This is a genomic window from Acidiphilium sp. 34-64-41 (genome assembly GCF_002282635.1).
Lineage (GTDB): Bacteria > Pseudomonadota > Alphaproteobacteria > Acetobacterales > Acetobacteraceae > Acidiphilium > Acidiphilium rubrum.
Genome location: NZ_NCJX01000015.1, coordinates 52596 through 67677 on the forward strand (window position 1 = coordinate 52596; position 15082 = coordinate 67677).

14 protein-coding genes are annotated in these 15082 nt (G+C 60.9%); 4 read left to right on the forward strand and 10 right to left on the reverse strand.

Going from position 1 to position 15082, the window contains the following annotated elements; genetic code table 11:
- Positions 1-24: 24 nt before the first annotated feature.
- Positions 25-1254, reverse strand: a complete 1230-nt coding sequence (locus B7X49_RS04790) for an NADP-dependent isocitrate dehydrogenase (protein WP_029311658.1) — start codon at positions 1252-1254, stop codon at positions 25-27.
- Between the two features lie 138 nt (positions 1255-1392).
- Between B7X49_RS04790 and B7X49_RS04795 the strand changes: the two genes are divergently transcribed.
- Positions 1393-2121: an orotate phosphoribosyltransferase gene (locus tag B7X49_RS04795; protein WP_029311657.1), complete on the forward strand. Its 729-nt coding sequence runs from the start codon at positions 1393-1395 to the stop codon at positions 2119-2121.
- Here the strand turns inward: B7X49_RS04795 and B7X49_RS04800 are convergent, their stop codons facing one another.
- The 9 genes from B7X49_RS04800 to B7X49_RS04840 form a co-directional block, all read right to left on the reverse strand.
- Positions 2122-3855, reverse strand: a complete 1734-nt coding sequence (locus B7X49_RS04800) for a TadE/TadG family type IV pilus assembly protein (RefSeq protein WP_286704038.1) — start codon at positions 3853-3855, stop codon at positions 2122-2124.
- Positions 3852-4658 carry a TadE/TadG family type IV pilus assembly protein gene (locus B7X49_RS04805; protein WP_286838453.1) on the reverse strand — a complete coding sequence of 269 codons (807 nt, stop codon included), beginning with the start codon at positions 4656-4658 and terminating at the stop codon, positions 3852-3854. Before B7X49_RS04805 ends, B7X49_RS04800 begins: the two co-directional genes overlap by 4 nt.
- A gap of 14 nt (positions 4659-4672) precedes the next feature.
- Complete coding sequence (locus B7X49_RS04810; protein ID WP_286704040.1) at positions 4673-5323, reverse strand: TadE/TadG family type IV pilus assembly protein; 651 nt, start codon at positions 5321-5323, stop codon at positions 4673-4675.
- A 59-nt stretch (positions 5324-5382) separates the two neighbouring features.
- A complete protein-coding gene (locus tag B7X49_RS04815) occupies positions 5383-5940 on the reverse strand; it encodes a nucleotidyltransferase family protein (protein WP_286704041.1) in 558 nt (185 codons plus the stop codon).
- Positions 5941-5945: 5 nt separating this feature from the next.
- On the reverse strand, positions 5946-6602 hold the full coding sequence (locus B7X49_RS04820) for a DUF1345 domain-containing protein (RefSeq protein ID WP_286704042.1): 657 nt from the start codon (positions 6600-6602) through the stop codon (positions 5946-5948).
- Positions 6603-6608: 6 nt separating this feature from the next.
- Entirely contained in the window at positions 6609-7850 is a 1242-nt protein-coding gene (locus B7X49_RS04825; protein WP_286704043.1) for a phytanoyl-CoA dioxygenase family protein, read from the reverse strand.
- Between the two features lie 162 nt (positions 7851-8012).
- Positions 8013-9653 (reverse strand): FGGY-family carbohydrate kinase, encoded by a 1641-nt coding sequence (locus tag B7X49_RS04830; protein WP_286704044.1) that lies wholly within the window; start codon positions 9651-9653, stop codon positions 8013-8015.
- 22 nt (positions 9654-9675) lie between these two features.
- Complete coding sequence (locus B7X49_RS04835) at positions 9676-10623, reverse strand: sugar kinase (RefSeq protein WP_286704045.1); 948 nt, start codon at positions 10621-10623, stop codon at positions 9676-9678.
- 10 nt (positions 10624-10633) lie between these two features.
- Positions 10634-11488, reverse strand: coding sequence for a DeoR family transcriptional regulator (locus B7X49_RS04840; protein WP_286704046.1), 855 nt, complete (start codon positions 11486-11488; stop codon positions 10634-10636).
- Between the two features lie 430 nt (positions 11489-11918).
- Here B7X49_RS04840 and B7X49_RS04845 point away from each other — a divergent pair, with 430 nt between their 5' ends.
- The 3 genes from B7X49_RS04845 to B7X49_RS04855 all read left to right on the forward strand — a co-directional run bounded on the left by B7X49_RS04845 (position 11919) and on the right by B7X49_RS04855 (position 15042).
- On the forward strand, positions 11919-13232 hold the full coding sequence (locus tag B7X49_RS04845) for a sugar ABC transporter substrate-binding protein (protein ID WP_286704047.1): 1314 nt from the start codon (positions 11919-11921) through the stop codon (positions 13230-13232).
- A 63-nt stretch (positions 13233-13295) separates the two neighbouring features.
- The gene (locus B7X49_RS04850) at positions 13296-14210 is read left to right on the forward strand and encodes a carbohydrate ABC transporter permease (RefSeq protein WP_051657316.1); all 915 of its coding nucleotides are present in this window, start codon (positions 13296-13298) and stop codon (positions 14208-14210) included.
- A gap of 10 nt (positions 14211-14220) precedes the next feature.
- Positions 14221-15042, forward strand: a complete 822-nt coding sequence (locus B7X49_RS04855) for a carbohydrate ABC transporter permease (protein WP_286704048.1) — start codon at positions 14221-14223, stop codon at positions 15040-15042.
- Positions 15043-15082: the final 40 nt, after the last annotated feature.

Consider the following 15082-nt stretch of genomic DNA (forward strand, 5'->3'; position numbering starts at 1 on the left):
GTCAGGCATAAAAATGTATAAGCCTCATGCCGCTTTGCGATGAACCATGGCCGTTTGCAGGTTTTCATCGAGTTTCGCGAGGAAATCCTGAGTGGTCATCCAAGGCTGATCCTTGCTGATCAGGCTCGCCAGATCCTTCGTCATGAAACCAGCTTCAACGGTTTCAACGCAAACCCGCTCCAGCGTTTCAGCAAATTCCGTCACATCCGGTGTCTCGTCGAACTTGCCGCGATAGGCGAGTCCGCGCGTCCAGGCGAAAATGCTGGCGATCGGATTGGTGCTGGTCGGCCGGCCTTTCTGGTGCTCGCGATAGTGCCGGGTTACGGTGCCATGGGCGGCCTCGCTTTCGATCGTCTTGCCATCCGGGCTCATCAGCACCGATGTCATCAGGCCAAGGCTGCCGAACCCCTGTGCGACGATGTCGCTCTGCACGTCGCCATCATAGTTCTTGCAGGCCCATAGATAGCCACCGTTCCATTTCAGCGCGGAGGCGACCATGTCGTCGATCAGGCGGTGTTCATAGGTCAGGCCATGCTTGTCGAACTCGGCCTTGAATTCGGCATCGAAGATCTCCTGGAACACGTCCTTGAACATGCCGTCATAGGCTTTCAGAATCGTGTTTTTGGTCGAGAGGTAGACCGGGTAGTTGCGCAGCAGGCCATAATTGAAGCTGGCGCGGGCGAACCCTTCGATCGAGGCCTTGGTATTGTGCATGCCCATGGCGACGCCGGGGCCTTTGAAATCATGCACATCGAGAATCATCGGCTTGCCGCCATCGGCGGGGATATACGACAACTGTACCTTGCCGGGCCCAGGGATTTTGGTTTCGACCGCGCGGTAGATATCGCCGTAAGCGTGGCGGCCGATCACGATCGGCTCGGACCAGTGCGGCACCAGGCGGGGGACGTTGCGGCAGATGATCGGCTCGCGGAAAATCGTGCCGTCGAGAATGTTGCGGATCGTGCCGTTCGGGCTGCGCCACATCTGCTTCAGGCCGAATTCCGCCACGCGTGCTTCATCGGGCGTGATGGTGGCGCATTTGACCGCGACGCCGAATTCCTTGGTCGCATGGGCGGACTCGACCGTCACCTTGTCATCCGTCGCGTCGCGATGCTCGATGCCGAGATCGTAATATTTCAGATCGATATCGAGATACGGGAGGATCAGTTTTTCCTTGATGAACCCCCAGATGATCCGGGTCATTTCATCACCGTCCATCTCGACGATCGGGTTCTTTACCTTGATCTTTGCCATGTCTCGCTCCTTGCCCGGCCCTGGGCTGCCGATGGAATCATTCGATTGGCGTTCTCTATCACCGATTGAGGGCCGGGCAAGCTAGTGGACGGCAGATCAGGGGTGTTTTACCAACGGCGCAGATTTGGAGGGTTTGATATGGCTGCGAGCATGGGTCACGCGAGCGACTGGGATCGGGATGCGGCATTGACTGCCGCACGGATATTGCTGGAGATCAAGGCGGTGAATTTCCGCCCAGAGGAGGCTTATACCTTCACCTCGGGCTGGAAGGCGCCGGTTTATATCGATTGCCGCAAGATCATCTATTTTCCACGCGCGCGGGCAAAAATCTGCGAACTGGCGGTTGAAAAACTGACGCGGCAGATCGGATTCGAAACGATCGAGGCAGTGGCCGGCGGCGAGACGGCGGGGATTCCCTACGCGGCCTGGATTGCCGACCGGATGGCATTACCGATGGCCTATGTCCGCAAGAAGCCAAAGGGGTTCGGCCGGAATGCGCTGATCGAGGGTGATGTGCCGGAGGGGAAGAATACGCTGCTTGTGGAAGACCTGACCACGGACGGCGGGTCGAAAATCCAGTTCGCCAACGCGCTGCGCGACGCCGGAGCAATCTGTGATCATGTGTTCGTCGTATTTTTCTACGGCGTGTTTCCCGGCAGTCTGAACAAGCTGGCAGAAATGGGTATTTCGCTGCATCACCTCTGCACTTGGTGGGATGTGCTGGAGGCCTGCCGCGGCGGCGATTACTTCCCCGAGGCGACATTGACCGGCGTGCGCAAATTTCTGGAAAACCCGGTCGCCTGGTCGGCCGCGCATGGCGGTGTCAGTAGCGCCGAAGAAGCGGCCGCCCATAAGGCGGCGAAGTGATTATTGCGTCAGGCGGATGGTGCTGCTGAGCGCGGATTTCAGCATGGCGTTCATCGCCGTGCTGATCGCGGCGGCATCATTGGCGATATAGAAGTCGGTGGGTGATGAGGCGCAGGCTTGCAGGGCCGCTTCATCGGGCGACATTGCGTTGGCTGACGGCGTGTTGCCATTGTTGGTCACAGCTGTAACCTGGGCGAAGTCTATCGGTGCCGGTGATGTCCAGCTTTGTGTAACGTGCGGAAAGTCTTCGGTGAAATATGGTGTCGGGTTTGGTACTACTTCGCCTGATTCTTTGCCCTCATACCATGTGTTCGGAACGGGATTATAGACGACATATAAGACGTAAACTGTAAAGCCGAGTTTCTTGAATTGTTTGCATACACCCGGGTTAGGCGTGATCGTATCGTTTTCGGCGGCGACACCGGTCATTTCACCAAGAACTCGAGGGTGTGAATCCGAGTTGTCTTCCATGCCGTCGCTGACGATAAAGATATCTTTTTGGGGGCTGGCGGCGGTGTTACCGGAGCCGGCCCGCGAGATTGCCGGGCCAAACGAGCCGCCGTTCGCGTAGGTGCCGCTCAGAAGGTCTTTGACTGACAGAACCAAGTCCGTGTTTCCATATTGCGCACTCGATTGGACCGGAGGTTCCACAGTCTCGCTTTTGTTCTTGTTCCAGTCGATCGCGTCGACCGCACCAAGTGCTCCCGACAGGTCGGTTGACGCTTCCTGCATAGTATTTGTGCCACTTGCCTGCGAGTTAGGAAACAGCGGTTCGATGTCGTTGTTGAATTGATAGATGCCGACCGCAAACTGGTCAGGCGCCTGCTCGTTGGCTTTCATCGAGGCGATGACGTTTTCGGCGGCGCTGAGTACAACATCAAGCCGAAGTTCGACGCCGAGGGACCGGGCTATCCCGTAATAATCCTGGGTGTTCGGATCGGAGTGGCAAGCAAAACCGCATGGGGCAAAGGGGGTGTGATTGTAGCCGCTGGCACATGAACCATTGAGGTTTGATGCAGAGCCACCTGAGTCGTAGTGATCCACTGTGTTCATATCGATATCGAGCGGACTGTTGTTATCGTAAGCGTTTGTGCTGTTTGCGCCCGTATTTGACCAACCACTCGGGATGCAGACGGTATTCCGTTCAAGCGTCGTGATGGCTTGCGGTGTGGCACCGATCAGCATCGACGATGAATTATCCAACAGCATCAGGATTTCGACATAGGAATAGGTCGATAGCGCACCCGCAGTACCTGTGATTTTCCAGTTGGCAGTGCTGGAGAACAGAGGATCGAAAAACGGCGGGTAGATGCCGGTGTAGGCGACGGTTGCGGTAAAACCGGCCGGGTTGGCGGGGGAGAGATTGGTGTTGGATTGCACGGTGACGTCCGGGTTGGTGGAACCGGTGACGCTGGCGGTCGGCAGCGTGCCGAGTTGGGCCCAGAACCACGCGGCACCAGCGGTTTCGCCGACCGCATCGGCATCAGCAATGGCGGTGTCGGCCGCAACCGGCGGGGTTTCGTTGATTTCGGTCGTGTAGGTTTCGGTGGCGGCCCGGATCGCATGGGTGGCGGCGGCATCGGCCGCGAGGCTGATCTGTGCCCGCGCCTGCACGTAGAACGAGAAATCGATCGACAGCGCCACCAGCATCGCCATCGGTACCAGCGAAAAACCGAAGATGATCGCGATTGCGCCGTGCCGGTCTCGCACGAAAAGGCGGATCGCCGCGATCATGTGCCTGGCTCCGCATAATTCGGATTGACGCAATATGATCCACTCGGCGCGTTCTGGAGCCCCGTAAGGGTCGTGTACTGCTGGTCCGCCAATAATGGCGTCGCGTTGCCGTTGGCGTCCACCGATGCAGCTTTCACGCTGCGTACCGGCCAGAAACCGATCGCCAGAAGGTAGAACGGCGTCTTCGTATAGGTGAGCAGAAGCGGCTGATATTTCACGGACGCGTCGACCACGAGGATCGGGTCCGGCCATGATGTCGCGTTGGTCGTGACACCCTGAGTGGGCAACGTGGCAAGCGCGGCGCTGGGCGTCGTGCCGAGCGGGTCGCCGGCTGGAGGCGTCTGTCCAAGCGCCTGACAACCGCGTTGACCCAACAGTCCTTCGTACGGCACAAGCCCGCTGTCGCCGCCGGTATAGGCCACGCTCCAGACCACATTGGCGGTATAATTGCAGGTGACGCCGGAGCCTGGAACGCATCCCGTAGTGGTCGGCTCAAACACCACTGCGGAAATCGTCACACCGGTATCGCCGGCGCCGTACCCCTGTTGACCCGCGCGCAACGCCGGAATCTCGGCGAAAATGGTCGAGGCCTCGAACTGCACCTGCGCGTAGGTGAGCGATGTCGAGCCATCGGCCTGCACCGCGAGGCTGCTGGCCGAAGCGGCGATACTGTGCGCGGCGGCATAGACCTCCTGGTTGATGATCATCGGTTCGGAGAGTTCATACACACCGAACACCAGCGCCAGCATCAGCGGCAATACCAGCGCGAACTCTAGCGCCGCGACGCCCCGATGGTCATCCACGATTATAGACCGTCTCAGCATGGGGCCGACGATACCGTCGGCGCAAATCCCTCGGTCTCGAAACCGGCGGTGGCCAGCAGCGGCGTCACCGAGATGCCATGATAGGTCACCACGCTCCCGAGCAACAGCCCCATGAAGCTCGGCGCGGTATAGATCACGCTGACCAGAATCGCCTCATTCGGGCCGGCGTTGCAAAACCCCGTCGCCGCGCCGCTCGTTGCGCATTGGCTTGGCCCGATGTCCGACCCCGCACCGCCGTAATCGCCGAGCTGCAGATTGCCCCCCACGATCGGCAGGGTGCCGGTCGTGGCATCGTAGAAATCGCTGCATGTATTGGTATCGATCTGTTCGACACGGACATAGATGTCGTTGCAGTTGACCAGCCCATAGGTGTTGGGGCAGACCACACTGCTGATGAACTGGCTCTGACTGGTCACCACCGGTGCCGTGCCGGTCTGCATCTGCCGCGCGGTGGCCTGCACCGCATTGTTCAACACTTCATTGGTGAACAGAGCGTAGGCGACATTGAAGACGAACAGCAGAGCCAGTAGAAAGATTGGCCCGACCAAGGCAAATTCGAGCGCAAAGGCACCTCGCCGATCCGCGCCCAGCGGCGCATAACGAGCCCCTAAACGGACGCGGTCGTTCGAGCGGCGTTCATCCATGAACGCATCGCTATCAAAAAATACTTAACCGATGGTAAGCGCATTCGCGGCCGCCGCGCTCAACCCGGCTCGATCCGCAGATGCGGCCATCGGCGCAGATAGCTGCCGCATTTCTCGGCAAACCGCGCCGTCAGTGTGACATCCGGGTTCGGCCGCAAGACGCCCGCAGCGATATCGTCGAGCCCGAACGGCGCAAACACGCGCCCACATCCCGCCCTGACCCCGACGCAGGTGCCGCGCACCAGAAAGCGCCCGATGCCATCCTCGCTCGACCGCAGCGCCGGGTAATCGGTGCCAAATCGGTCACGATACCATAAATGCACCCGCGCCTGATTTTTCACCTCGACGGTCACGTCAAGGTCGGCACAGGCATTGGCCACGCGGCGGATCACGCGGTCCTCCGCATCCCATGAAAGATCCGCCGGATCGTGATAGAACAAATCGTAGTCACTGATCTGTTCGCCGGGCGGCCGCCCCGTCTGGAGATTCCAAACGGTCTGGAATAGGCAGCCCGCCGCGAGCCAGGCCTCGCCGAGGCCAATGGCGGGCAACCGCTCTAGCAGCGCGCGGTTGGCACCGTTCTGAAGGATGATGTCAGTGAACGCCGCCGGGTTCATCGCCGTCAGAAAATACCAGCCGCGATGTTGATGGTCAGCGCCAGGACAACGGTGTTGAACATATACCCAATCAACCCCTGCAATGTGGCAAGTCGGCGCATCTTGCGCCCGGTGATGTTCACATCCGACACCTGGAACGTCATGCCGAGCACGAAGGAAAAATAAATGAAATCCAGATAATCCGGCGCATCCTCGCCGGGGAAGTTCAGCCCGCCCTCGGGCCCCGCATCGGTATCGGCGTAATATTCATGCGCGTAGCGGTAGGCAAACGTCACCTGGGTCATCAGCCAGGACGCAATCAAGGTCAGGCCGACCAGCGCGACATATTCGCCGTGATGGCCCTTCAGCTTGGCGAGGCCGGAAAAAATCACGATCGCGGTAAAACTCATGATCGTGCCGATCAGCGTCAGCGCGAACAGCGTCCATTCACCCTCTTCCTGCCGGGCCGCGTCAGCCGCGATCCTTTTATGATCGGCGCTGGTGAAATGAACCGCCGCCAGAACCAGGAAGGCGGCGACGAAAATATCCCAGGCGAGCACGCCGCGCGTGGTCACGGGCAAACCCTGCGGCAGAAACGGAAACGCGATCAGCCCGCACACTAGCCCGGAGAACAAACGCGGACGAACACGGATGATGCGTAGCGGCAGGATCGGCTGGGACATGCCCCGTTAATAAACGACCGTGCTGTAATAGCCAGATGTCTCATGCCGGCGCAGGTCGCAGCGGCCAGCTTCGAACGAGAGCGGTGCGACATCGGGCGGGCAATAATGCGTGACCACGCTGCGTCGCGTCGCATTGTTCAAAATCGGCTTGCCACCGTGCGCGAGGTCGGCATGCCAGATCAACACGTCGCCCGCTTTGGCAAGCAGACATTCCTCGCGCAGGCCACGTTCCTCGGCATGACGGATGATGGTGCGGCCGTGCTGTTCTTCCACCTCGTGCAGCGAATGGTCGCCGGCGATGTTCATGCGCATCGCCTCACGCAGGCTCTTGTAGCGCTCGGCATAGATGAAGTCGGGTGCCTGCTGGCTGCCGGGGAAATACGCAAGCTCGCCGGCACCTTCCGTCACGTCTTCAAGCGCGATCCACGATGCGGCGAATCGGCGCGCCTGCGAATACACCACATAGGCGGTGTCCTGATGCGCCGGCTGAGCGGCACCGCGCAGGAAGCCGAGACTTTGCGAGGCGAGCGGCGGCCGCTCGAAGATCAGGTGCAGGAAGCGCAGAATGGCGGGCGCAAACATCAGGTCGCGCGTCGCTTGCGAATGCCAGTGCAGATCGAGCGCCTTTGCCGGCCGCGCATTGATTTCGGGCCGCCACAGCATATCGTTGGGGCTCAGGCTCAAGCATTGGAACAGTAGCGACGGCATGCCGCCCTGATAGGCACGGTCGAGATCGGTGCAGGCGGCATCCAGCAGATGGGCCTGAATCGCGCCGGGCAGAATGACGTAGCCATTGGTAACCCAGTCGCGCAGCAAACCGGCATCGGCATCGCTCAGCGCACCGATCGCATACCGGCCGGCGATCGTGTCGCCGGCGTCCGGCGCACCGGTCCACGTCCTCCCGAACCGGGCCGTCATGCGCGACGGATTTTCCGGCCGCGGTGCGCAGGGGTTCGGCAGGTAGCCGCGATAACGGCCGATCCGCCGCCAATGATCCCAGGCATCCCGCGCGCGGCCGTTTTCGATGTCCCTCGTGACAATCGGGTAACTCCGGCCATACCACGCGGCGTCGAACACCGGCGCGCAGATGCGACCTTCGCCGCGGCCGTGGAGTCGGTAATGGTGGTAGCCGTTCACGAAATATCCCGCAGCGACGCCGTTGACCACCTCGGGATTGACCATCAGATAATAGTCTTCGTCGTACCGCTCGTCCGGCTGCTCCAATCCAGCGCCATCATCCTGAGTCACGTCGTCGAGTAACGAGAAACCAACCTCGTCCGCAACACTCTAACTCATGGCCTTTGTGTCCGCTGAAGGCTCCACACAATCCAATTCGACACGGCAACTTGATATTGGATTCGATGGTATCGGCGGAATTTGTCGAGCGCAACGATCAAGTTGATCGGCGCCCTAACCGCTCATCAGCGCCCGATACGACATCTGATCGTCATGAAGCTTCCGAAACACCCGATACTTGCGATCGTGGTACGACCGCAGCGCCGCATCCGGCGCGATCGCCTCGCCACTGCGGCTCATCGCGCCCATCGCGCTCCGCACATCCGGATACGCGCCGCCCGCAACCGCACCCAGAATCGCCGCCCCGAGCAGAACCGCCTCAGGCTCCGCCGGCAGAACAATGCGGCAGCCCGTGGCATCGGCATGTTCGCGCAGAAACACCGGATTCTTGGTGCCACCACCGGTCGCGAAAATCGTATCGATCGCGTATCCGCTATCGTTCATCGTCTCGATGATGTGGCGGGTGCCGTAGGCAACCGCCTGGATCGTCGCGAGATAGAGACGCGCGCAATCCTCCGGCGTGGCGGACAGCGTCAGGCCGCTGATCATGCCGCGCAGCGTGGCATCGGCGCGCGGTGAGCGATTGCCGTTGAAATCCGCCAGCACGTGCAGATCCGCCGTGAGCGGTGCCAACGCCGCCCCCCCGGCCTGACCCTCCAGGATATCGTTCAGCACTCGATAAACCGTCTGCCCCCGAGCGCCTGCCTGTTCGGCGAGCGCCGGATAGGCCGCGTGCGTGCCGATCACATGATCGACCAGCGCGCCGGTCGCCGATTGCCCGCCCTCGTTCAGCCAGAACCCGGGGATCATCGCGGAAAAATATGGCCCCCACACGCCTGGCACGAAGGCGGCGTCCCGCGTCACCGCCATGTGACAGGACGACGTGCCGCCGATCAGCGCAAGGCGCGTGCGCAGCGCCGCATCGTCGGGCGAGACCCCATCGAACGCCGCGCCGATCACCCCGATTCCACCGGCATGGGCATCGATCGCGGACGTGCCGACCGCGATTCCTGCTGGCAGCCCGAACGCCGCGGCCGCATCCCTGCTCAACCCGCGGCCGAGCGGCGTGCCGATCGGCAGGATTGTGGTGCCGATTCTGGCAAACCCTTCATCGGCGAGGTCGCCGAGCCCGATCGCGCGGATGAATGCCTCGTCCCACCGGTTTTCATGGCCGCGATAGGTCCATTTGCACACGGTCGAACACAGCGAGCGGGATGCATCGCCGGTGGCACGAAACGTCAGGTAGTCCGGCAGGTCGAAAAAATGCGCCGCGCGCCGCCAGGTTTCCGGCGCGTGCTCGCGCAGCCAGAGCAGTTTCGGCATCTGCATTTCAAGCGAGATGCGACCCCCGACATAGCGCAGCACGTCGTGCTCGCCGGCATTGATCGCATCGGCCTGCGCCAGCGCCCGATGATCCGCCCATAAAATGATATCCTGCTCGGGCGCGCCATCGGGATCGACGCTGAGTGGTGCTGCGTTCCCATCGAGCACCACCAGCGAACAGGTCGCATCGAACCCAATGCCGCGCACCGTGATATCATGCCCCGCCGCCGCCACCGCGGCGCGCACCGCATCGCACACGGCCGCCCAGATATCGGCGCTCGACTGCTGGATAAAATCCGCGCGCGGGCGCCACGCGCGGATCGGGCGGACCGCGCTGCCGCGCATCACGCCGCCCAGGCTGAACACGCCCGCCCGCGCGCTGCCAGTCCCGACATCGATGCCGATGACGCAGTCCTTGTCGAGAGAATTCATCGCTGCCTGTCTCCGGCCGTGATCAGATGGTTGCCGCCGTCGCGATAAACCGATCGAGCGTGGCGAAATCCTCGATCCCTTCCATGCCGCCTTTTTTCGAGGCCGCCAACGCGCCGGCAGCATTGGCGTAGGTCAGCGCGCGCTCGGTGGTCATGCCGTTCAGCAGGCAGGTGACGAACGCGGCATCGAAACAATCACCCGCACCGGTCGGGTCAGCCTCTTCGATCGCGAAGGCTGGCAGATCGAAACTTTCGGTCCGGCTGCGGAAACTCACACCCTTGCGGTTGCGCTTGTGCACCACCATCCGGATGCCCATGCCGAGCAGCTCCTCGATCGCCGCGCGTTCCGAGCGGGCTTCGGTCGGCAGCAGGATTTCCGGCCCGGACGGCATAAAGATATCGGTATAGCCGAGCATGAATTCCAGCCCCGCACGCATTTCCGGAATCGTCAGCATTTCCTTGCGGATATTCGGATCGAACGAGATGACCGCGCCATTTGCCTTGGCAAGCTCGATCGCCTTTTTCATTTCATCAATAATGTGAAACGAAAACAGCGACGTGCCCATGATGTGAAAATGCGCGCATTGCGCCAGCATGCCGCGCGCCGCCGCGTCGATGCAGATACGCCCGGCGGCGCTGCGCTTGAGGTTGAACACAAAATCACGATCGCCATCCTCGCGATAGCGCACGAAGGCGCTTGCGGTGACCTGGTCGGGATCGACACGAACGGCGCTGACATCGACTCCATCGTGCTTCAGCCGGTCGACGCACAACCAGCCGAAATCATCATCGCCGACGCAGGAAATAATCCCCGCATCAGCACCCAACCGGGCAGCCTGGGCGGTGAAGGTCGCAGGCGCGCCGCCCGGAAACGGGCCAAGCAAGCGCCCTGGTTCGCGAAACCCCTGCCCCCGATCTTCCGCGAGAATATCGACCAGGATTTCGCCCATAGTCACGATCATTCCGGCCATCGCAACGCAATCACGGCATGGCTCCCGTACTATGCACACGCCGGGCGGTTGTGCGGACGAAATTGGAAAAATGCGCCTCGCCACCAGCATCGGACTCTATCGGGCGAAACCCGGCATCCAGCAGAATGTCGCGTGCGCGATTGCTGGGCGGTCCGGGCAGAATGATGTCGGTCGCAATGCCCAGCGGCAATTGGGCGGCCCGCCGCTCCAGCGAGAGCGCGGGATTGCCGACCAGTACAATGCTGCGTTCGGCGCGCCGGGCCGCCGCATCGCTCAGGCGTTCTGCTGCCTTCGAGGTCAACAAAAGCGCTGCGTCGGCGGAGAGCGCATCGGCGTCGAGTACGGCCCATCCGAGCGGGTAGTGATCGAGGCTGCGCACAGCATTGCCGCCCTCGAAACTGCCGCTCTCCGCACCAATCTCGCCGCCAAGACAGTATATTCGCGCATCAAGGCAGGTGCGCGCCAGCGCAATTGCTTCGACATTTGTCAGCAGCACAGCAATGCCCGGAATATCGGCAAGCCACGGAATGATCTGCGTGGCCAAGGGGCCGGGGCCGATCAGTACGGTCTGGTCCGCGCCGATCAACCCCTGCGCGCGCCGCAGCATCGGGATGATCAACGATTTGGTCAGCGTCATACCGGCCGGCCGGTCACGCGGCGCATTCGATTTTGCGGCGATCGCCTTGCCGAAGCTCCGCACGATCAAGCCTTGTTCTTCGAGATACGTCAGGTCGCTCCTGATGGTCACTTCGGACACCATCAGCGCCGTGCTGAGCTCATCGACCCGCATCTGGCCGTGCTGCCTGATCCAGTCGGCAATCTGTAGCCGGCGCTGCAGCACGGCGCTCTTCGCACCGATTGTCATCGTTGTCGTTCCGGACGAACCATGTCGCATCGATGCCAGCGATTTAGCGTGAAGTCTATAGGTTTCGAAATGAAAGCCCGCTGGATCGGGCAGAGTCGCTGCCGCGATCCGGATTGCGGCAGGTTGCCTGAATAACAGGCGATTTATCGTCAAAATCGCATATAAAAATTCCATTGACTTTCCAAACGAAAGTCAGCTACCTGCGTTTCAGAAGACGCGGCCAAGCTGCGCACGACGAACGCGAGGAAACGACTGAACCGCACCGACCCGATGGGGACGCTGCTCGTTTGCTTCCATTTCCGTTCGAACTGACCCTCTGGGTCCCCCTTGCGCAGGTTCGATCTGCGCCGCCGGCGCGCGTGATCCGCAACGGCGTGAAGCCGAGACAAATGAAATGAACCAGGTTCGTTCAATGAGGGAGATACGCTTGATGAAAAAACATATCGCTTACGCGTTCGGCGGGATCGCGGCAGGGTTATTGGGCCTGATGTCCAGTGCCTCCGCCGAGACGCTGACAATCGCGACCGTGAACAATCCCGATATGCTGCAGATGCAGAAATTATCGCCGCAGTTCACCAAGGAAACCGGCATCAAGCTCGATTTCGTCGTCCTGCCCGAAAACACGCTGCGCCAGCGGGTCACCACCGATATCGCAACGAATTCCGGCAATTTCGACATCGTCACCGTCGGTTCCTATGAAGTGCCGATCTGGGGCAAAAGCGGCTGGCTGGCACCGATCAAGGGTCTGCCTGCCAGTTACGATGTCGCCGACATCTTCCCCTCGGTCCGCAAAGGCCTGTCATACAAAGGCTCGCTCTACGCTTTGCCATTTTACGCCGAAAGCTCGGTCACGTATTACCGCAAGGATCTGTTCAAGGCCGCTGGCATCACGATGCCGGCGCATCCGACGTACAAGGAAATTGAGCAATACGCTGCGAAAGTGAACGACCCCGCCAAGGGCGTCTATGGCATGTGTCTGCGTGGCCTGCCGGGCTGGGGCGAAAACATGGCGTATTTCGACACGCTGGTGAACACCTTCGGCGGCCGCTGGTTCAACATGAAGTGGCAGCCGCGGCTGGATAGCGCGGCCTGGAAAAATGCCGCCAATTACTACGTGAACATCGAAAAGAAATACGGCCCCCCCAACGTGACGTCGAACGGCTTCACTGAAACCCTGGCTCTGTTCAGCCAAGGCAAGTGCGGCATGTGGATTGACAGCACGGTCGCGGCCGGTTCGCTGTGGGACCCGAAAACCTCGAAAGTGGCCGCCGATGTCGGCATGGTCGATGCTCCGGTCGCTGTAACCCCGAAGGGCGCTCACTGGCTCTGGGCGTGGTCGCTCGCCATCCCCAAGACCACCCGCCATAAGGCCGATGCGATGAAGTTTCTGCAGTGGGCGACATCAAAAAATTATATCGCGCTCGCCGGCAAGACCTTCGGCTGGGTGCAGACCCCGCCGGGAACCCGGATCTCGACCTACTCGAACCCCAACTACATCAAGGCCGCGCCTTTTGCAGGCATGGTCAAGAAGGCGATCCTGAGCGCCGATCCCACCGATCCGACACTCAAGAAAGTGCCGTACACCGGCGTTCAGTTCGTCGCGATCCCGCAGTTCGAGGGAATTGGCACCGAAGTGGGACAGCAACTTGCCGCAGCCCTCTCAGGCCAGAAATCGGTCGATGCGGCTCTGACCCAAGCCCAGGCGGCTACCGGTCGGACCATGAAGGAAGCTGGCTACAAGTAATCAGGCAACCGCAGCAGCGCCGCCCCGAAGCGGCGCTGCCAATGCTTTGAAAAGGGTGGGATGATGGACCAGGGCGTTGCGGTCACCAATATCAGTACCGAAGTGCGGTCCGGACGCGGCGCGCGACAGGTGAACACGCTGCCGCTCCTGCTGCCGGCCGTCATCCTGTTGCTCCTATGGTCCATCCTGCCCTTGCTGCGCACCATCTTCTACTCGTTCGAAAACTATAATCTGATGACGCCGCCTGCCGTCTTTAACGGCGGCCTGAATTATCGCTACCTGTTCACCGACATCTCGACCTGGGTCGCCATCAAAAACAGCGTCGTCCTGGTGCTCGGCGTTCTGGCTGCCTCGATCGTGTTCGGCACGCTGATAGCGTTGCTGTTGAATAACGATTTTCCCGGCCGCAACATCGCGCGCTTGCTCGCGATCGCACCATTTTTCGTGATGTCGCCGGTCGCGGCACTGATCTGGAAAAACCTGCTGCTCGATCCGGTCAGTGGCCTGTTCGGCTGGTTCATGACGCTGCTGGGCCTCCACCCGATCGCCTGGTTCAGCACGGCGCCGATGCTCTCGGTCGTGATCATCTATTCCTGGCGCTGGATTCCGTTCGCCACGCTCATCCTGCTCACCGCGCTGCAATCGCTCGATACCGATCAGCTCGAAGCCGCGCGGATGGACGGCGCCAAAGGCCTCGCTCGCCTGCGCTACATCGTACTGCCCCATCTGCTGCGGCCGATCTCTATCGTCATCATGCTGGAATCAATCTTCCTGCTCTCGGCCTTCGCGGTGATCTACACCACCACCAACGGCGGCCCCGGTGATGCAACCACCACGTTGACCTATCTGATCTTCATCAAGGCCCTGAACGACTTCTCGATCGGCAGCGCCTCTGCCGCCGGCGTGTTCGCCATCGTGCTGGCCAATGTGCTGGCAATGTTCCTCATCCGCGCCGTCTCGCGCAATCTCCAGGCTTGAGGGCGCAGCCATGAAACAATCGGCATTGAGCCAGATCATCTTTGGCATCCTGGCATGGATCGCAGCGCTGGTCATGTTCTTCCCGATCCTGTGGATGATTGTGACAGCCTTCAAAACCGAAGGCCAGGCCATCGCCATTCCGCCGCTGATCCTGTTTACGCCGACCATCCAGAGCTTTCTCGATGCCACGGCCAATGCGGGCTATCTGCTGTTCGCCATGAACAGCGTCATCGTCAGCGTCGGCTCCACGGTGCTCGCCATCGCGATCGCCTTTCCGGCGGCCTATGCGCTCGCGTTCTTTCCAACCAAACGCACCGAATTCACGCTCATGTGGATGCTTTCGACCAAGATGCTCCCCGCCGTCGGCGTCCTGATGCCCATCTACCTCGGCATGAAAACGATCGGGTTGCAGGATACCAGGATTGGTCTGGTCGGGCTCGACACGTTGATGAACCTGCCGATCGTGGTCTGGATGCTGTATTCGTTCTTCAAGGAAATCCCAGGGGAAATTCTCGAAGCCGCCCGCGTCGATGGCATCGGGCCACGCCAGCAGATGTGGCATCTGTTGCTGCCGCTCTCCGGCCCCGGCATCGCTTCCACGGCGCTGCTCTCGGTGATCCTGTCCTGGAACGAGGCGTTCTGGAGCATCAACGTCACCGCCTCCCACGCCGGCACGCTCGCCGCCTATATCGCGCGGTTTTCTGCGCCCGAAGGCCTGTTCTGGGCAAAACTCTCGGCCGCATCGGTCCTGGCGGTTGCTCCCATACTCGTATTCGGCAGTCTGACGCAGCGGCGCCTGGTGCGCGGCCTGACGTTCGGCGCCGTGAAATAGAGGCAATCATGGCAAAGCTCATCCTGCAGAACGTCGAAAA